Source organism: Serratia ficaria, assembly GCF_900187015.1.
GTDB classification, from domain to species: Bacteria; Pseudomonadota; Gammaproteobacteria; order Enterobacterales; family Enterobacteriaceae; genus Serratia; species Serratia ficaria.
Genome location: NZ_LT906479.1, coordinates 4,253,662 through 4,271,422, shown reverse-complemented (window position 1 = coordinate 4,271,422; position 17,761 = coordinate 4,253,662). Strand labels below are relative to the sequence as shown.

General features: G+C 60.8%; 19 protein-coding genes, 1 tRNA gene and 1 pseudogene. 13 read left to right on the top strand and 8 right to left on the bottom strand.

Features of this window, described 5'->3' with window-relative positions; genetic code table 11:
- The gene (locus CKW09_RS20130) at positions 1 to 609 is read right to left on the bottom strand and encodes an HD domain-containing protein (protein WP_061796951.1); all 609 of its coding nucleotides are present in this window, start codon (positions 607 to 609) and stop codon (positions 1 to 3) included.
- A 183-nt stretch (positions 610 to 792) separates the two neighbouring features.
- On the opposite strand from CKW09_RS20130, the gene trhA reads away from it, so the two are divergent.
- The gene (gene trhA / locus CKW09_RS20125) at positions 793 to 1,467 is read left to right on the top strand and encodes a PAQR family membrane homeostasis protein TrhA (protein ID WP_061796950.1); all 675 of its coding nucleotides are present in this window, start codon (positions 793 to 795) and stop codon (positions 1,465 to 1,467) included.
- A gap of 25 nt (positions 1,468 to 1,492) precedes the next feature.
- Positions 1,493 to 1,660, top strand: a pseudogene (locus tag CKW09_RS20120) (DUF2165 family protein); the annotation flags it as partial.
- A 36-nt stretch (positions 1,661 to 1,696) separates the two neighbouring features.
- Here the strand turns inward: CKW09_RS20120 and ygfZ are convergent.
- Positions 1,697 to 2,689 carry a tRNA-modifying protein YgfZ gene (gene ygfZ, locus CKW09_RS20115; protein ID WP_095099109.1) on the bottom strand — a complete coding sequence of 331 codons (993 nt, stop codon included), beginning with the start codon at positions 2,687 to 2,689 and terminating at the stop codon, positions 1,697 to 1,699.
- Between the two features lie 323 nt (positions 2,690 to 3,012).
- On the opposite strand from ygfZ, the gene sdhE reads away from it, so the two are divergent.
- The 5 genes from sdhE (at position 3,013) to creD (ending at position 7,234) form a co-directional block, all read left to right on the top strand.
- Positions 3,013 to 3,279, top strand: a complete 267-nt coding sequence (sdhE, locus tag CKW09_RS20110; RefSeq protein ID WP_061796946.1) for an FAD assembly factor SdhE — start codon at positions 3,013 to 3,015, stop codon at positions 3,277 to 3,279.
- The gene (locus tag CKW09_RS20105) at positions 3,260 to 3,682 is read left to right on the top strand and encodes a protein YgfX (RefSeq protein WP_095099106.1); all 423 of its coding nucleotides are present in this window, start codon (positions 3,260 to 3,262) and stop codon (positions 3,680 to 3,682) included. Before sdhE ends, CKW09_RS20105 begins: the two co-directional genes overlap by 20 nt.
- On the top strand, positions 3,682 to 4,377 hold the full coding sequence (creB, locus tag CKW09_RS20100) for a two-component system response regulator CreB (RefSeq protein WP_061796942.1): 696 nt from the start codon (positions 3,682 to 3,684) through the stop codon (positions 4,375 to 4,377). Before CKW09_RS20105 ends, creB begins: the two co-directional genes overlap by 1 nt.
- On the top strand, positions 4,374 to 5,792 hold the full coding sequence (creC, locus tag CKW09_RS20095; protein WP_095099103.1) for a two-component system sensor histidine kinase CreC: 1,419 nt from the start codon (positions 4,374 to 4,376) through the stop codon (positions 5,790 to 5,792). The genes creB and creC overlap by 4 nt, the downstream gene beginning before the upstream one ends.
- Positions 5,793 to 5,872: 80 nt before the next feature.
- The gene (gene creD, locus CKW09_RS20090) at positions 5,873 to 7,234 is read left to right on the top strand and encodes a cell envelope integrity protein CreD (protein WP_095099100.1); all 1,362 of its coding nucleotides are present in this window, start codon (positions 5,873 to 5,875) and stop codon (positions 7,232 to 7,234) included.
- 37 nt (positions 7,235 to 7,271) lie between these two features.
- Here the strand turns inward: creD and fldB are convergent, their stop codons facing one another.
- Positions 7,272 to 7,790, bottom strand: a complete 519-nt coding sequence (gene fldB / locus CKW09_RS20085) for a flavodoxin FldB (protein WP_061796935.1) — start codon at positions 7,788 to 7,790, stop codon at positions 7,272 to 7,274.
- A gap of 106 nt (positions 7,791 to 7,896) precedes the next feature.
- Between fldB and xerD the strand changes: the two genes are divergently transcribed.
- From xerD to recJ, 3 genes are read left to right on the top strand one after another with little or no spacing between them, the layout of a single operon-like run.
- Positions 7,897 to 8,796, top strand: a complete 900-nt coding sequence (gene xerD / locus CKW09_RS20080; protein ID WP_095100284.1) for a site-specific tyrosine recombinase XerD — start codon at positions 7,897 to 7,899, stop codon at positions 8,794 to 8,796.
- Between the two features lie 28 nt (positions 8,797 to 8,824).
- Entirely contained in the window at positions 8,825 to 9,541 is a 717-nt protein-coding gene (dsbC, locus tag CKW09_RS20075; protein WP_061796933.1) for a bifunctional protein-disulfide isomerase/oxidoreductase DsbC, read from the top strand.
- Between the two features lie 6 nt (positions 9,542 to 9,547).
- Positions 9,548 to 11,281 carry a single-stranded-DNA-specific exonuclease RecJ gene (gene recJ / locus CKW09_RS20070; protein ID WP_095099097.1) on the top strand — a complete coding sequence of 578 codons (1,734 nt, stop codon included), beginning with the start codon at positions 9,548 to 9,550 and terminating at the stop codon, positions 11,279 to 11,281.
- A 51-nt stretch (positions 11,282 to 11,332) separates the two neighbouring features.
- On the opposite strand, the gene CKW09_RS20065 is transcribed toward recJ, so the two are convergent.
- Positions 11,333 to 11,677 carry a helix-turn-helix domain-containing protein gene (locus tag CKW09_RS20065; protein ID WP_046899002.1) on the bottom strand — a complete coding sequence of 115 codons (345 nt, stop codon included), beginning with the start codon at positions 11,675 to 11,677 and terminating at the stop codon, positions 11,333 to 11,335.
- On the bottom strand, positions 11,670 to 12,056 hold the full coding sequence (locus tag CKW09_RS20060) for a type II toxin-antitoxin system RelE/ParE family toxin (RefSeq protein WP_095099094.1): 387 nt from the start codon (positions 12,054 to 12,056) through the stop codon (positions 11,670 to 11,672). Before CKW09_RS20060 ends, CKW09_RS20065 begins: the two co-directional genes overlap by 8 nt.
- Positions 12,057 to 12,321: 265 nt before the next feature.
- Between CKW09_RS20060 and prfB the strand changes: the two genes are divergently transcribed.
- From prfB to CKW09_RS20045, 3 genes are all read left to right on the top strand, one after another.
- Positions 12,322 to 13,420, top strand: a protein-coding gene (gene prfB, locus CKW09_RS20055) for a peptide chain release factor 2 (RefSeq protein WP_115939790.1) whose coding sequence is annotated in 2 segments (ribosomal slippage) — positions 12,322 to 12,396 and positions 12,398 to 13,420 — 1,098 coding nt in all. Because the reading frame shifts where the segments join, the coding sequence is not laid out codon by codon here.
- A 9-nt stretch (positions 13,421 to 13,429) separates the two neighbouring features.
- Complete coding sequence (gene lysS / locus CKW09_RS20050; RefSeq protein WP_061796927.1) at positions 13,430 to 14,947, top strand: lysine--tRNA ligase; 1,518 nt, start codon at positions 13,430 to 13,432, stop codon at positions 14,945 to 14,947.
- A gap of 158 nt (positions 14,948 to 15,105) precedes the next feature.
- A tRNA-Gly gene (locus tag CKW09_RS20045) sits at positions 15,106 to 15,179 on the top strand.
- A 20-nt stretch (positions 15,180 to 15,199) separates the two neighbouring features.
- On the opposite strand, the gene CKW09_RS20040 is transcribed toward CKW09_RS20045, so the two are convergent.
- From CKW09_RS20040 to CKW09_RS20030, 3 genes are all read right to left on the bottom strand, one after another.
- A complete protein-coding gene (locus CKW09_RS20040) occupies positions 15,200 to 16,462 on the bottom strand; it encodes a cysteine desulfurase-like protein (protein WP_095099091.1) in 1,263 nt (420 codons plus the stop codon).
- The gene (locus tag CKW09_RS20035; protein ID WP_231922093.1) at positions 16,459 to 17,073 is read right to left on the bottom strand and encodes a 2OG-Fe dioxygenase family protein; all 615 of its coding nucleotides are present in this window, start codon (positions 17,071 to 17,073) and stop codon (positions 16,459 to 16,461) included. The genes CKW09_RS20040 and CKW09_RS20035 overlap by 4 nt, the downstream gene beginning before the upstream one ends.
- A 272-nt stretch (positions 17,074 to 17,345) precedes the next feature.
- Positions 17,346 to 17,750, bottom strand: coding sequence for a winged helix-turn-helix transcriptional regulator (locus CKW09_RS20030; protein ID WP_061796912.1), 405 nt, complete (start codon positions 17,748 to 17,750; stop codon positions 17,346 to 17,348).
- Positions 17,751 to 17,761 lie beyond the last annotated feature (11 nt).

Below are 17,761 nucleotides of genomic sequence, written 5' to 3'. Positions count from 1 at the left end.
TTACTTCAGCCAGCCTTTGCGCTGCGCATCCTGCAGGTGCTGCAGCAGATGGTGCCACAGTTCGGGATAGATCTCGGCGATCAGGGTGTTGCGCGACAGCACCTGCTCCAGGCTGATGCCGTTTTCTACCCAGCTCTGGCCTTCATTGTGCAGGTTCATCAGCATCGGCATGGTGCGGTCCAGCACCAGCGCAAAGCGCGCATCGGCGCTCTCGCCGTCTTCATATTCCTGCCATAAAGCGGTGAAATACTCGCGTTGAGCGTCCGGCAACATGCCGAACAGCCGCCGCGCCGCCGCCACTTCCTGATCGTGGATCGCCGCGCGGGCCGCCAGATCGTAAACCAGCACGTCGCCGGCGTCGATTTCCACGATGTCGTGCAGCAGCGCCATCTGGATCACCCGCTGAATGTCCACGCCTTCACCGGCATAGGGCGCCAGGCTGAGCGCGGCGACGGCGAAGTGCCAGCTGTGCTCGGCGGAGTTTTCCTGACGCTGGGTGCCCAGCACCTTGGTGCGGCGTTGCACGCTTTTCAACTTGTCGATTTCCATCAGGAACTGAATGACCTGGGTCATGGAGCCGAAATCTAACGCGGGTACAGCGGATGACATGGTGTAAACCTCGTGGTGGGTGGGTTGAAGCCTGACGATTGTAGACCAGTGGGCGGGGGATTTCGATGGTTACACGCGTTCACAGTTTTATTTTAGCGTACACGTGTACACTGGAATTATTCTCAGTTAAGCTGTTTTGCGTTAATTTCGAACAATGCAGGGCGTTTTGAGGGTTTGTGTTTTATGGGAAAAACGGGCGTAGTGAAAGCCGGGAGCGAAAAGAGTGCCGCCGCAGCCTATCCGTGGGCGGAGGAAATAGCCAACAGCATCAGCCACGGCATCGGGCTGGTATTCGGCATCGTCGGGCTGGTATTGCTGCTGGTGCAGGCGGTGGACACCGGTGCCGATATGACGGCCATCACCAGTTACAGCCTGTACGGCGGCAGCATGATCCTGCTGTATCTCGCTTCCACGCTGTACCACGCCATCCCGCATCAGAAAGCCAAGCACTGGCTGAAAAAGTTTGACCACTGCGCCATTTATCTACTGATTGCCGGCACTTACACGCCATTTTTGCTGGTGGGGCTGAACTCGCCGCTGGCCAAGGGCCTGATGGCGGTAATCTGGGGATTGGCGCTGCTGGGGGTGTTGTTCAAGCTGGCTTTTGCCCACCGTTTTGAAGCGCTGTCGCTGGTGACCTATCTGACCATGGGCTGGCTGTCGCTGATCGTGATTTATCAGCTGGCGACGCGGCTGGACATCGGCGGCGTCACCCTGCTGGCGGTTGGCGGGTTGGTTTATACCCTGGGGGTGATTTTCTACGCCTCCAAACGCTTCCGCTTCGGCCACGCCATCTGGCACGGCTTCGTGCTCGGCGGCAGCGTCTGCCACTTCATGGCGATTTATCTGTACGTCTGATCCCGCCGCAATCCCATCTTATACAGGATTCATCAATACCTGGCAGGTCGGGTTTACGTCGATCGGCGGGGAGTGGCTCGGCATGTGGATGTCGCCGCAATGGAACGGCGTGCCCAGCGCGTTTCGCTTCTTTGTCACCATTATTCTGGTGCTGATCTATCTGGTGCAGCGCGACGGAGAATTGGACGAGTAAAAAGCGGCAGCGGGCGGGCGCCTGCTGCCGGGGGGATTATTTTTCTTCGGCCAGCGAATAGGGCAGCGGCTTGATCGCCAGCTGGCTGGCGGCGTCATCGCGCACCCGCAGCTTGCTGTCGGCTGCCAGATCGTTGTTCATCACCACCTGTACCCACAGCGTGCCGTCGGCCAGTTGGCTGGCGGCCAGCACGGTGCCGGTGCGGCGCCAATTCTCACCCAGCTGCAGTTCCAGATCTTCCGCCGGCTGCGGCGTGCGCCCGGCCTTGCCTTCCAGCCAGTACAGCGCGCGTTTGTTGGCGCCGCGGAACTTGGCGCGCGCCACCATTTCCTGACCGGTATAGCAACCCTTGCTGAAGCTGATGCCCTGCAGCGCCTGCAGGTTGGTGGCCTGCGGTATCAGCTGCGCGCTGTTGGTGCTGTCGATAATCGGGTAACCGGCTTCGATATCCAGCGCCAACCATTGGCCGCTGTCGTTCAGCTCGGCCTGTTCATGCAGTTTGGCCACCAGCCGTTCGGCAACGGCGGCGGTGGTCGCCAGCAGGAAACGCTCCGCCGGCAGGGAGAAGTGCAGCAGGGTGGTGTCGCCGTCCTGCACTACCTGATGATCGGCATCCGGCAGGGCGTTGAACAGGCCCGCCAGCGCCGCGCGCGCCTGGAAACCGGCCACGCCGAGCAGTACCGCGTCGTTGTCGGCGGCGATGGTGATTTTGGAAAACACCGCGTATTTCTTGATTTCCGCCAGCTGGCTGTCCAGCACGCTGCGGCGCTCCAGATAGGCGAAGCCCTCGCCGCGGTGGAACAGGCGCAGGTTGCTCCACATTTTGCCCTTGGCGTCGCAGTGGCCGCACAGCACGTGCTGGTCCGCCGCCAGCGCGTCGATATCCGCCGTCACCTGGCCCTGAAGGTATTTAACCGTATCTGGCCCATTCAGCGTCACCAGCGCCCAGTCTTCCAGCGAGATCAGGGTCAGGGGCAGATGGGTGGAGGCGGAAGGCTGACGGGGTGGGAATGGAATGTTATACGCCATAGTAAGATCCTGCTTAACGTTTAGCTTACCTGAGGGTGTGTTAAGCCCATGGTAAAAGAGGCGGCGGGCTTTGCAAACTGTTATTCGCGCCGCGGCGCCCGGCAGCGCTTTTTTTGACATTTCACGCTTTATTGCGTTTACGCACAGAACGTCCTTCCCGGCGAGTATGTCAAATTGTTACTCTATAGGCTTGCGGCCAAGGGCGACCCCTTGCAGACAGATCCCTGGCCGATGGAATTATATCGCGACGGCGTTGCCATACAGTGTGTCCTTTGAACCCTGCGCTGGCGAGGCCGCGCTGAAAAGAGGTTAGTCATAACAACATGGATATTAATAACAAAGCACGTATTCACTGGGCCTGCCGCCGCGGCATGCGCGAGTTGGACATCTCCATCATGCCGTTCTTCGAATACGAGTACGACCAGCTGAATGATACCGACAAGGCGCTGTTTATCCGCCTGCTGGAGTGTGACGATCCCGATCTGTTCAACTGGCTGATGAATCATGGCGCGCCGCAGGACAGCGAGCTGCAGAGAATGGTGACCCTGATCCAAACGCGAAATAAAGACCGTGGCCCAGTGGCGATGTGACGTCCGCATTTCCTGGCGCACCCAGTTATTTTCGCTGCTGACGCACGGCATTCTGATACTGCTGATCCTGATTTCGCCATGGCCGGAAGGCTACGGGCCGATCTGGCTGGTGCTGTTGACGCTGGTGGTGTTTCAATGCATCCGCAGCCAGAAGCGCATCGCCGCGGCGCAGGGAGAACTGCGCCTGCTGGCGGACCGGCGTTTCAGCTGGCACGGCCGCGAATGGCGGTTGGCGAAAAAGCCCTGGATGCTCGGCTACGGCATGCTGCTGACGCTGCAGCCGCTGGCGGGCAAAAAGCGCCGCCGGCTGTGGCTGGCCTCGGACAGCATGGGTAAGGAAGAGTGGCGGCATCTGCGCCAGCTGTTGCTGTATCCGCCGGCCGACGATGACGAGGACGCCTGATGAAACCCCTGCTCTGGCTGGTGGAAGATGAGCCCAGTATCGCCGATACGCTGATTTACACCCTGGAGAGCGAAGGCTTTCAGGTGCGCTGGTTCGAACGCGGAGAACCGGCGCTGCAGGCGTTGGCGCAGGGGGCACCGGCGCTGGCGATCCTCGACGTCGGCTTGCCGGACATCAACGGATTCGAACTGTGCCGCCGCCTGCTGGCTCAAGCGGCGGAGTTGCCGGTGCTGTTCCTGACCGCCCGCAGCGATGAGGTAGACCGGCTGATCGGGCTGGAGATCGGCGCCGACGACTACGTCGCCAAACCCTTTTCCCCGCGCGAAGTCAGCGCCCGGGTGCGCACCATTCTGCGCCGTCTGCACAAGCAGCAGCGCCTGCAGCAGGCCGCGCCGTATCATTTCGGCCCCTTCATGCTCGACGAACAGGCGGCGACCATCAGTTACCATCAGCGGCCGCTGTCGCTGACCCGCTACGAATTTTTACTGCTGAAAACCTTGCTGCTGGCGCCCGGGCGGGTGTTCTCGCGCCAGCAGTTGATGGACTGCGTCTGGGCGCAGGCGGAAGAGAGCCTGGATCGCACCGTCGATACCCACATCAAAACGCTGCGCGCCAAGCTGCGCGCGGTGGATCCCGGCGAACCGCCGATTCATACCCATCGCGGACTGGGCTACAGCGTGAGCCGCCAGCCATGAAAATTGGCCTGCGGCTGCTGCTGGGATACTTCCTGATCGTGGCGGTGGCGGGCTATTTCGTACTGAGCATCTTTGTGCAGGAGGTGAAGCCCGGCGTGCGCCGCGCCACCGAAGGCACCTTGGTCGACACCGCCAACCTGCTGGCGCAGATCGCGCGGCAGGACATGCGGCGGGGCGATGCGTCGCACGGCCAGCTGGCGCAGGCTTTCTCCCAATTGAACCAGCGGCCGATCGGCGCCAATATCGCCGGCATTCGCAAGGATCGCAGCGAATATCACGCGTATCTCACCGATGCGCGCGGCAGGGTGATTTTCGATTCCGCCGGCCGGGCGCAGGGGCAGGACTACTCGCGCTGGAACGACGTTCACCTGACGCTGCGCGGCCAGTACGGCGCCCGCAGCACGCGCAGCGATCCGCAGGACGAGAACAGCTCGGTGATGTACGTGGCCGCGCCGGTGATCGAACAGGGTAAAATCATCGGCGTGCTCAGCGTCGGCAAGCCCAACAGCACCATGGCGCCGGTGATCAAGCGCAGCGAACGGCGCATTCTGTGGGCCGGTGCGCTGCTGTTGGGGATTGCCTTGCTGATAGGCCTGGCCTTCGTCTGGTGGATCAACCGTTCGATTGGCCGGCTGGTGCGCTACGCCGACGGCGTGGCGCAGGGCGAAGACGCGCCGCTGCCCAACATGGGCGGCCGCGAGCTGGCGCAGCTGGCGCAGGCGCTGGAAAGCATGCGGCTGAAGCTGGAGGGCAAAGCCTACATCGAACAATACGTGCATACCCTGACCCACGAACTGAAAAGCCCGCTGGCGGCGATACGCGGCGCGGCGGAACTGCTGCAGGAGCTGCCGCCGCCGGCGACCGCCCGGCGTTTTCTGACCAATATCGAACAGCAGAGCGCGCGCATTCAGCAACTGGTGGACAAACTGCTGGTGCAGGCGCGGCTGGAGAGCCGGCCGGAGCTGGATCTGGCGCCGGTGGCGATCGCGGCGCTGGTGCGCCAGGCGGCGGCCGGCAAGGAAGCGCAGGCGGCGCAGCGCCAGGTGCGGTTGCAGGTAGAGGCGCTGGCCGAGGCGACGCTGAACGGCGATGCGCTGCTGCTCAGCCAGGCGCTGACCAACCTGCTGGATAACGCGCTCGACTTCACGCCGCCGGGCGGTACGATCCGCGTGCGCGGCGAACGGCGGGAGCAGCGCTATCGAATCATGGTTTGCGACGACGGCAGCGGCATTCCTGACTACGCGATCGGTAAGGTGTTCGAACGCTTCTATTCGCTGGCGCGCGCCGATCGGCCGAAAAGCAGCGGTCTGGGGCTGAATTTCGTGCAGGAAGTGGCGCGCCTGCATCGCGGCGGCATCAGCCTGCATAATCGCCGGCCGCACGGCGTAGAGGCCATCTTCACTTTATCGCTGTGACTTCACCGTCCCTTCACACAACCACATCCTGATTTCACCGGCGGGTTTTATCGTGGCGCTATTACCTACAAGGAGCGCACATGATGAAATCGGTATTGTTTTGGAAAATAGCCACCCTGCTGGGCCTGATGATCCTGATGATTATCCCCATCAGCCAGTTGATGAACGTGATTGAAGAACGCAGCGGCTATCGCCAAAGCGTGGTCGGCCAGGTGAGCGAAAGCACCAGCCGGGCGCAGCGCATTCTCGGCCCGCTGATCGTCATCCCCTATACCGAACGGGAAGAGAAACAGGACGACCAAGGGCAAAAGGTGGTGCAGCGGGTGCGGCATCATCGCTATTTGCTGCCGGAAACCCTGCAGGTCGTCGGCACGCCGAACGTAGAGGCGCGCAGGCTGGGCATCTATCAGACTCAGGTTTATCAGGGGCCGCTGAACTTCAAGGTGCAGTTCGGTCAGCCCGATCTGGCGGACCTGCAGCGCAGCAACGTCACCGTCGGCCGGCCGTTCCTGCTGGTGGCGCTGAGCGATTCGCGCGGCATCAAGAGCATTTCCCCGCTGGGCGGGCCGCAGCCGGTGGCGTTTGAGCCCGGTACCGGCGTCAACGGCTTGCCGCAGGGCATTCATGCGCCCTTGACGCTGGCGATGCTGCAAAAAGAGGGGCTGAGCGCCGACTTCACCCTGACGCTGGCGGGCACCAGCAGCCTGTCGCTGGTGCCGCTGGGCCGCAGCAGCGAGCTGCGGCTGCAGAGCAACTGGCCGCACCCGAACTTCCTCGGCAATTTCCTGCCGGATGAGCGCAAGATCACGGAGCGGGGCTTCAGCGCCCGCTGGCGCAGCACCTGGTTCGCCAACAATATCAACAGCGCTTTCCATTACGACGATGGCATCCTCGATGAGGACAAACTGCCGGCGTTCAGCGCCAGCCTGATCGAACCGGTCGATCATTACCAACTGACCGAGCGCGCGGTGAAGTACGCGGTGCTGTTCATCGGCCTGACGTTTATGGCGTTCTTCCTGTTCGAAACCCTGACCGGCCTGCGGGTGCACCCGATCCAGTATCTGCTGGTCGGTGCGGCGCTGGTGCTGTTTTACCTGATCTTGCTGGCTTTTTCCGAGCATCTCGGCTTTGCCGTCGCCTATCTGTTGGCCGGCATCGCCTGCAGCGGACTGATCGCCTTCTATCTGAGCGCGGTGTTGCGCGGCAAGCTGCGCGGCGCGCTGTTCGCCGCCAGCCTGTTGCTGTTGTATGGCGTGCTGTATCTGCTGCTGCAGTCGGAAGATAACGCGCTGGCGCTGGGGGCCGGGCTGTTGTTCGCTATTCTGGCGGGGATCATGCTGTTGACGCGCAAGCTGGACTGGTATCGGGTGGCCGATCCGGCGCGCCTGGCGGGGGACGCGGCGACCGGCGGCGGCGAACAGCGTTTCCGGCTGTGGAAGTAAGCCGGGGGTTCGGGCGCGCCGAACGCGCCCGGGGCCGCTACAGCAGCGGCTCCATCTCCAGCAGGATCTGTTCGCACCATTGCTGCAGGCGGTCTTCGCTCATGTCGTACTGATTGACCTCGTCGAGCGCCAGGCCGACAAAGTGTTTGCCGTCGGCGCTCAGCGGTTTGGGGCTGGTGAACTCAAAGCCGTCGATTGGCCAGAAGCCGATAAACTGTACGCCCAGCGGCGCGATCTGATCGTGCAGCATGCCCAGCGCATCCAGGAACCATTCCCCGTAGCCCAGTTGATCGCCCATGCCGTACATGGCGACGATCTTGCCTTTCAGATCCAGCGCCGCCAGCTGCGGCCAAATCGCCTCCCAGTCTTCCTGCAGCTCGCCGAAATCCCAGGTCGGGATACCGAGGATCAGGATGGAATAGTCTTCCATCAACTGGGGGGAGACGTCTTTCAGGTTGTGCAGGTCGACCAGGTCTTCACCCAGAATCTCACGGATTTTTTCTGCCGCCATCTCGGTGTAGCAGGTGCTGGAGCCGTAAAACAGACCAATCTTCATGTTTAAACCGTTATGTTGCCGTTCATAGAATTACCGCGAGTGTACCAGATTTGCGCCGGCTTAAGGCATAATGGCGCGGGTGGAAACGCAACAAAGAGAGGACCGCGTGCAACAGCAAGACCATACGCTGATTGAACAATTCCTGGATGCGCTGTGGCTCGAGCGCAATCTGGCGGAAAATACGCTGGCCTCCTATCGGCTGGATTTGCAGGCGCTGGTCGCCTGGCTTAACCATCACCAGACCCCGCTGCTGCAGGCGGAAGCGCTGGATCTGCAGGCGTTCCTCGCCGAACGGGTGGACGGCGGCTACAAGGCCACCAGCTCCGCGCGCCTGCTGAGCGCCATGCGCCGCCTGTTCCAGTATCTGTACCGCGAGAAGCTGCGCGAAGACGACCCGACCGCGCTGCTGGCTTCGCCGAAGCTGCCGCAGCGGTTGCCGAAGGATCTGAGCGAAGCGCAGGTCGACGCCCTGCTGCAGGCTCCCTGCGTCGATCAGCCGCTGGAGCTGCGCGACAAGGCGATGCTCGAAGTGCTCTACGCCACCGGCCTGCGGGTTTCCGAACTGGTCGGGCTGACCCTCAGCGACGTCAGCCTGCGGCAGGGCGTGGTGCGGGTGATCGGCAAGGGCAACAAGGAGCGGCTGGTGCCGCTGGGCGAAGAGGCGGTGTACTGGATCGAAAACTATCTGGAACACGGCCGCCCCTGGCTGGTCAACGGGCAGACGCTGGACGTGCTGTTCCCCAGCAACCGCTGCCAGCAAATGACCCGACAGACGTTCTGGCATCGCATCAAACACTATGCGATCCTTGCCGGCATCGACAGCGAACGTTTGTCGCCGCACGTGTTGCGCCACGCGTTCGCCACCCATTTGCTGAACCATGGGGCCGATCTCCGTGTCGTACAGATGTTATTGGGGCACAGCGATCTCTCCACTACGCAAATTTATACTCATGTAGCGACCGAACGACTGAAACAGCTACATCAACAGCATCACCCGCGCGCCTAGACGCGCCGGGTTCGAAAGGATTGGAACAATGAAAAAAGGTTTAATGCTGCTCTCCCTGCTGGTGGCTTCGGTATCCGGCGCGGCACACGCCGATGACGCGGCCATCAAAAAAGCCCTCGGCAGCCTGGGCATTCAGCAGGCGGACGTGCAGCCTTCACCGGTCAGCGGCCTGAAAACCGTGCTGACCGACAGCGGCGTGCTGTACGTATCCGAAGACGGCAAACATATTCTGCAGGGCCCGCTGTACGACGTCAGCGGCAAAGAGCCGGTGAACGTGACCAATCAGCTGCTGGGCACCAAGCTGGATGCGCTGAAAGATCAGATGATCGTCTACAAGGCGCCGAAGGAAAAACACGTGATCACCGTGTTTACCGACATTACCTGCGGCTATTGCCACAAGCTGCATCAGCAGATGAAAGAGTATAACGATCTGGGCATTACCGTGCGTTATCTGGCGTTCCCGCGCCAGGGGCTGGAGTCTCAGGCCGAGAAAGACATGCAGTCGATCTGGTGCACCGCCGACAAGGCCAAGGCGTTTGACGCCGCCATGAAGGGCGACGCGGTGTCTCCGGCGACCTGCAAAACCGACATCGGCAAACACTACGCGCTGGGCGTGCAGTTCGGCATTCAGGGCACTCCGGCGATCATTCTGGAGAACGGCATGATGATCCCCGGCTATCAGGGGCCGAAAGAGCTGGCCGCCATGCTGGATGCGCATCAGGCCGCCACCAAAGCCGGTGGTTAATCGCCGGTGAGCATGAAAACGCAACTACGCCGCCGACCGGCGGCGGACGAAAGCCACCTGCCAGCCAGCCTGCCTCCGCTGCTGCGCCGTTTATACGCGCTGCGCGGCGTGCAGGGCGAACAGGAACTGGAGCGCAGCGTCAAGGGCATGCTGCCCTGGCAGCAGCTGGACGGCATCGACGACGCCGTCGGCATTCTGCAGCAGGCGCTGGCCGACCGGCGGCGCATCATGGTGGTGGGCGACTTCGACGCCGACGGCGCCACCAGCACCGCGCTGACGGTGCTGGCGCTGCGCAGCATGGGCGGCGGCGACGTCGATTATCTGGTGCCGAACCGCTTCGAAGACGGCTACGGCCTGAGCCCCGAAGTGGTGGAACAGGCGGCGGCGCGCGGCGCGCAACTGATCCTGACCGTCGATAACGGCATCTCTTCGCACGCCGGGGTCGACGTGGCGCACGCCAAGGGCATGCAGGTGCTGGTGACCGATCACCACCTGCCGGGCGACACCCTGCCGGCGGCCGAGGCGATCGTGAACCCCAACCTGCGCGGCTGTGAGTTCCCGTCCAAATCGCTGGCCGGGGTGGGCGTCGCCTTTTATCTGATGCTGGCGCTGCGCGCCCGGCTGCGCGACGGCGGTTGGTTCGAGCAGCGCGCCCTGGCGATGCCCAATCTGGCTGAACTGCTGGATCTGGTGGCGCTGGGTACGGTTGCCGACGTGGTGCCGCTGGACGCCAACAACCGCATTCTGGTGTATCAGGGGCTAAACCGCATCCGCGCCGGCAAATGCCGGCCGGGCATCCGCGCGCTGCTGGAGGTCGCCAACCGCGACGCGCGCCAGCTGGCGGCCAACGATCTCGGCTTTGCGCTCGGCCCGCGGCTCAACGCCGCCGGACGGCTGGACGACATGTCGGTGGGGGTGGCGCTGCTGCTGAGCGACGACATCGCGCAGGCGCGCATGCTGGCCAACGATCTTGACGCGTTGAATCAAACGCGGCGCGAGATTGAGCAGGGCATGCAGGTGGAAGCGCTGCAGCTGTGCGACCAGCTGGAGCGCACCAGCACCGAACTGCCTTACGGCCTGGCGATGTACCATCCGGAATGGCATCAGGGCGTGGTGGGCATTCTGGCTTCGCGCATCAAAGAACGTTTTCACCGCCCGGTGATCGCCTTCGCTCCGGCGGGGGACGGCATTTTGAAGGGCTCCGGCCGTTCGGTGGCCGGCCTGCACATGCGCGACGCGCTGGAGCGGCTGGATACGCTGAATCCCGGCCTGATGATGAAATTCGGCGGCCATGCGATGGCGGCCGGGCTATCGCTGGAAGAGGCCAAATTCGACGAGTTTCGCCAGCGCTTCGGCGAGCTGGTGGGCGAGTGGCTCGATCCGGCGATGCTGGAAGGGGTAATTTGGTCCGACGGCGAGCTGGCGATGCAGGAGCTGTCGTTGACCACGGCGGAGCTGCTGCGCGAGGGCGGCCCCTGGGGCCAGGCGTTCCCGGAGCCGACCTTCGACGGCAGGTTCCGCATCCTGCAGCAGCGGCTGGTGGGCGAGAAGCACCTGAAGCTGATGGTGGAGCCGCTCGGCGGCGGCCCGCTGCTCGACGGCATCGCCTTCAACGTGGACACCGCGCTGTGGCCGGACAGCAGCGTGCGCGAGGTGGAGCTGGCCTACAAGCTCGACGTCAACGAGTTCCGCGGCAACCGCAACGTGCAATTGCTGATCCAGCATCTTTGGCCGCGCTGAAGTGAAATGGGCGTTCGTGCAGCGGTAAGTGACCGGTGTACGAACGCTCCATCAGTTTCGTGGCGGAATAATCAGGCTGGCGACGCCTTTCTGCTCGATAATTTCCAGCATTCTGAGCGCGGAACCCTGGGGTTTCACCGCATTACGTTCCCATTTCTGTACGCTGGTGGTCGACATATTGACCACGGCCGCCAGATCGGCCTGACTTAAGCCAAGCCGTTTGCGTAGCATTTTGATGCGTGCGCCGTCCATTTGCTCACGCTGTTCATGCTGGGCATTTTGCTCTTGCGCCTGAACGCGCGCATCGATGCTGCGCATGGTGTCGTCTGACACTGCGCCAATTTCATTGAATCGTTGCGCCATTTTTTGCAGTCTGAGTAGGCGATTATCAGTCATCGCATTTCACCTCTCGCAGGTAACCGCTATCGATGGCTCGTTTGATAATTTCTGGCGGCATGGCAAGAAAGTCTTTCGCGAGCTCGCGATAGGTTGCTAATTCATCATCGTTAATTTCTTTTGCACCGTTCTGTTTTACGGTGTTTTTTAGCCATCCATCAACAAAATACTGATGGCGTCCGTGTTTAAATGCCACGATGGATCGGGCGCCGCCCCGTTTACCCCGATTGAGCGGGAGGCGTTTCTTGTAGACGCCGCCCCCCAGATCGCCGTCATGGTTGCCATGTTCGAGTTCGTGAGCAGCCGTGCAAATTTTTTGATCGACGATGCGATTTTTCTTCATAAATTTGTCGAAATCATCCGTAACGAAAATGTCCATGTTGGCACCGCCTATCCCTGTTGAGTCATCGTCGTGACTATAGTCTTAATGACTACACTGCTCAATACTTGAACAGCTTAGCGGCTTGGTTGGCGCCGACAAGAAAACACGGACGAAACACCAGCTCTCCCCGCTACACGCTTTGGCGCCCGATCGCCACAAAAACTGAGCAACTCGCTATAAACTGCCGCCCGGATCCGTTAGAATTACCGGTTCCAATGGCATTTCGCCATCGACGACATCAACGTAAAAGAACGCAAAAACCATGTTTGAAATTAATCCGGTAAAAAACCGAATTCAGGACCTGTCCGAGCGGACTGCCGTTCTTAGGGGGTATCTTTGACTATGATGCCAAGAAAGAACGCCTAGAAGAAGTCAACGCCGAGCTGGAACAGCCTGACGTCTGGAACGAACCCGAGCGCGCACAGGCGCTGGGCAAAGAGCGCGCGGCGCTGGAAGCCATCGTTGAAACCATCGACCAACTGGAGCAGGGCGGCGAAGACGTCAGCGGCCTGCTGGAACTGGCGGTGGAAGCCGACGATGAAGAAACCTTCAACGAAGCGGGCGCCGAGCTCGATCTGCTGATGGCCAAGCTGGATCAGCTGGAATTCCGCCGCATGTTCTCCGGCGAATACGACAGCGCCGACTGCTACCTGGATATCCAGGCCGGTTCCGGCGGCACCGAAGCGCAGGACTGGGCCAGCATGCTGCTGCGCATGTATCTGCGCTGGGCCGAGGCCAAAGGCTTCAAGACCGAAGTGATCGAAGAGTCCGACGGCGACGTGGCGGGCCTGAAATCCGCCACCATCAAGATTATCGGCGACTACGCGTTCGGCTGGTTGCGCACTGAAACCGGCGTGCACCGCCTGGTGCGCAAGAGCCCGTTCGATTCCGGCGGCCGTCGTCATACCTCGTTCAGCTCGGTGTTCATCTACCCGGAAGTGGACGACGATATCGATATCGAAATCAACCCGGCGGACCTGCGTATCGACGTTTACCGCGCCTCCGGTGCGGGCGGCCAGCACGTAAACAAAACCGAATCCGCGGTGCGTATTACCCACCTGCCAACCAATATCGTGGTGCAGTGCCAGAACGACCGTTCTCAGCATAAGAACAAGGATCAAGCGTTTAAACAGCTGCGAGCCAAGCTGTACGAGTTTGAGATGCAAAAGAAAAATGCTGATAAACAGACGATGGAAGACAACAAGTCCGACATCGGCTGGGGCAGCCAGATCCGCTCTTACGTGCTGGACGACTCCCGCATCAAGGATTTGCGCACCAACGTTGAAACGCGTAACACGCAGGCCGTACTGGATGGCGACCTGGACAAATTCATTGAGGCAAGTTTGAAAGCCGGGTTATGAGGAACAGAAATGTCTGAGCAACAACCACAGGGCGCCGATCAGGCGCTGGATCTCAATAACGAGCTGCAGTCCCGCCGCGAGAAGCTGGCCGGCCTGCGCGACAACGGCATTGCGTTCCCGAACGATTTCCGTCGCGACGCCACGTCTGACAAGCTGCACGCCGCTTATGACGACAAAGAAAACGAAGAGCTGGAAGCGCTGGGCGTAGAAGTCACCGTGGCGGGCCGCATGATGACCCGCCGCATCATGGGCAAGGCATCGTTCGTCACCCTGCAGGACGTGGGCGGCCGCATTCAGCTGTATGTGGCGCGCGACGATCTGGCCGAAGGCGTCTACAACGAGCAGTTCAAGAAGTGGGACCTGGGCGATATCCTCGGCGCGCGCGGCAAGCTGTTCAAAACCAAGACCGGCGAACTGTCGATCCATTGTACCGAACTGCGCCTGCTGACCAAGGCCCTGCGCCCGCTGCCGGACAAGTTTCACGGCCTGGCCGATCAGGAAACCCGTTATCGCCAGCGTTACCTGGACCTGATCGCCAACGAAGAATCGCGCAACACCTTCAAGGTGCGTTCTCAGGTGATGGCGGCGATCCGCAACTTCATGGTGGAACGCGGCTTCATGGAGGTCGAAACCCCCATGATGCAGGTGATCCCGGGTGGCGCCTCCGCGCGTCCGTTCATCACCCACCACAATGCGCTGGACATCGACATGTACCTGCGCATCGCGCCGGAACTGTATCTGAAGCGCCTGGTGGTCGGCGGCTTTGAGCGGGTGTTCGAAATCAACCGCAACTTCCGCAACGAAGGCGTTTCCCCGCGCCATAACCCAGAGTTCACCATGATGGAACTCTATATGGCCTACGCGGATTACAAAGACCTGATCGAGCTGACCGAATCGCTGTTCCGCACCCTGACCGAGAAAGTGCTGGGCAACAGCCAGGTGCAGTACGGCGACGAAGTGTTCGACTTCGGCAAGCCGTTTGAAAAGCTGACCATGACCGAGGCCATCAAGAAATACCGTCCGGAAACCGATCTGGCAGACCTGGCCGACATGGGTAAAGCGGTGGCCATCGCCGAATCCATCGGCATCAAGGTTGAGAAGAGCTGGGGTCTGGGCCGCGTAGTGACCGAGATCTTCGAAGAGGTGGCGGAAAGCCATCTGATTCAGCCGACCTTCATCACCGAGTACCCGGCGGAAGTGTCTCCGCTGGCGCGCCGTAACGACGTGAACCCGGAAATCACCGACCGCTTCGAGTTCTTCATCGGCGGCCGTGAAATCGGCAACGGCTTCTCCGAGCTGAACGACGCCGAAGATCAGGCGCAGCGCTTCGCCGACCAGGTGAACGCCAAAGACGCCGGCGACGACGAAGCGATGTTCTACGACGAAGACTACGTGACCGCGCTGGAGCACGGCCTGCCGCCTACCGCAGGTCTGGGCATCGGTATCGACCGCATGGTGATGCTGTTCACCAACAGCCACACCATCCGCGACGTGATTCTGTTCCCGGCGATGCGCCCGCAGAAGTAACCTCGCTTAGCGTGAAAAAACCGGCACGGGCGACTGTGCCGGTTTTTTTTCGCTGCGATAACGGGCCGGCACGCTAACTGCTTAAAACATCGGCAGTTACGCGCCATCTTCGCTTGCCCGGTGCCGATAACCGGTTATAATGCCAGTCGCACACCGATGCGGGTGTAGTTCAATGGTAGAACGGCAGCTTCCCAAGCTGCATACGAGGGTTCGATTCCCTTCACCCGCTCCATTACCGTTTTTCCCCACTATCTATCCCAATCCGATCGCGGTTTGTTTCCCCGTTACCGCCAGTTCGTCGGCAAGCACCTCGAACAGCACGTCGATTTCCTGCTGGGTGTTGTAATGCATCATGCCGATGCGCAATACGCCACCGTCTTGCAAACCCAACTGCTGAATCAATCCCAGCGCATAGAAATGTCCGCTGCCGACGCAGATATTGTGCTGGCCTAGCCGACGGGCGATCGCTTCAGGCGCATGGCCGCTAAAGGTCAGGGCAAAGGTCGGCGTGCGGCGGTGGCTATCCGCCTGCGGGCAGCCGTAGAGCCGCACGCCGCCGAGTTGCCGCAGGCGCTGTAAAAAATGGCGGCACAGCCGTTCTTCATGCCGGTGATAGTCGACGAAGCTTTCCTGCAACCGCTGCCTTAGCGGTGCGCCCGGCGTGCCCCACTGCGCCAGATAGTCGATGGCGGCGGTGACGCCGGCGAGCCCTTCAAAGCTCTGGGTGCCGGTTTCAAAACGCCCGGGGCCAAGGTCGGTGGCCGGCTCCACTTTGTAGGGCTGCAATCGCTGCAGCCACTGCGGGGCGATATAGGCCATGCCGATATGCGGGCCGAAGAATTTATACGCGGAACACACCAGGAAATCGCAACCCAGCGCCTGCACGTCGATCAGGTTGTGCGGGGCGTAGTGCACCGCATCGACATAAACCTGCGCGCCCACCCGGTGGGCCGCTTCGGTGATGGCTTTGATATCGACGATGCTGCCGGTGACGTTAGAGGCGTAGCTGACCGCCACCAGCCGGGTTTTGGCGGTGATCCTGGCGCACAGCCGGGCTGCGTCCAAAGAGCAGTCCGCGGGCTCCAGCGGTATTTGGTGCACGGTGACCTGCTTATCGGCGGCGGCCTGCTGCCAGCTGGAAACGTTGGCGTAGTGATCCAGCGCGGTAACGATGATTTCATCGCCGGCCTGCCAGCTGCGGCTGATGATGCGGCTGAGGTGGAACGTCAACGAGGTCATGTTCATGCCAAAAACGATGTTATCGGGCGTTGGCGCATTTAATAAGGCGCGCACCGATTCCCGCGCATGGTCCATCACCTCGGTCGTCCTGTGGCTGGAAAAATAGTGTCCGCCCAGGTTGGCGTTATATTTCCCCAGATAATCGGTCATTTTTTCCAGTACGCCTTGTGAAACCTGAGAGCCGCCCGGGCCATCGAAAAAGATAACGGGTCGATCGTCATGGCGTTGGCGCAGCGCGCTGAACTGGGCTCGGGCGAGTTCGGGAGCGAAGGTCATGCTTTCGCTCCCCGCGCGGTCAGGACAAAGAGATCCAGATAGCCTGCTTCTTCCGGCTCGACGGCGCTGATCGGCGTGGCGTTATGCCAGAGTTTGCTGTCCGCCAGCAGCACGGCCTCGCCGTCCGCCAGCGCTTTTTTAAAGAAGGGATCATGGTGGCTGTCGTCGTACAGCATGATTTCGCCGCCGACGATATTGTGCCGGTGAATGGCGATCATCGCGATATGGTCGAAGCCGTCCTGATGAATGCCTTCCGGCGCTACCTGAGTGTCTTTCTGTACGGCGACGACGCGCATCTGGTGAATTTCTATCTCCGCCCCGTCAGGCAGATCGTTGCTTTCGGCGAACAGGCTGCACATTTCCTCCATGCCGACGCTTTGCAGCACCGCGCTGTCAATCGGCTCGAAGCGGCGCACCACGTTGCCCTGAAAGTGATTGATCTCGTCAGATTGCACGAAATTGCGCGGCCCCGCTTCGACGACGCGGCCGCCGAGGTGTTTGACTACCGAATAGCGGCGCAGGCGGTATTTGCCGTCGGCGTGCTGCGTATGGGGCAGTGAGGAAAACGAGGGCATTAGTTGTTGGGTGGCCTGATGGCTAAGTACAGTCATACTTATTACGTTTTCGTGTTTCTGTAACATAATCACCTCTGGTTTTAATAAATTATGATGTTGTAGGGAGGTATTTCGATTGAATTGTAGTCGACACTATAATCGGCGCAATTTTTAGCCGGCGTTGGCCGTCGCCACGCCAGCGCCGCTGTAAACGAGGATGAACGCAGCGGGGGGAAATGACGGGGGATGCGGCGGCGCGCCGTAATGACTGAAAATGGCGGAGTTAACGCTTTTTATGGCTTAACTTCGCGAAAAATGGAGTAAATTCGTCAATCGTTGCCAAATCGCTCGCGGGAATCGCGGATAGCGGCGGCATTCGACAAAATCCACTCCCACATCGGCAGCATGTTGAGCAGAATGCCTTCCCCAATGGGCGTTAATTGATACTCCACATGGGGATGCGGATATTTTTGCTGGTAATCATGCCGGCTGATCAAGCCGTCGCGTTCCAAATGGCGCAGCGTTCTCGTCAGCATGCGCTGCGTCACGCCGGCCAATGCCCGCCCAAGTTCCGCATGGCGCAGCGGGCCGCGCGTACCCAGGGCGTAAATGATGCTCAGGGACCAACGGTTGCCGGTATGCGTCAGCACTTCACGCTTTAGGCCGTCATCTTCATCGCTGAGCGCGCTGCATATCGCGGCGAATTTTTCTTTCTGTTCATCGCTGAGTTCCATTTCTTCCTCCG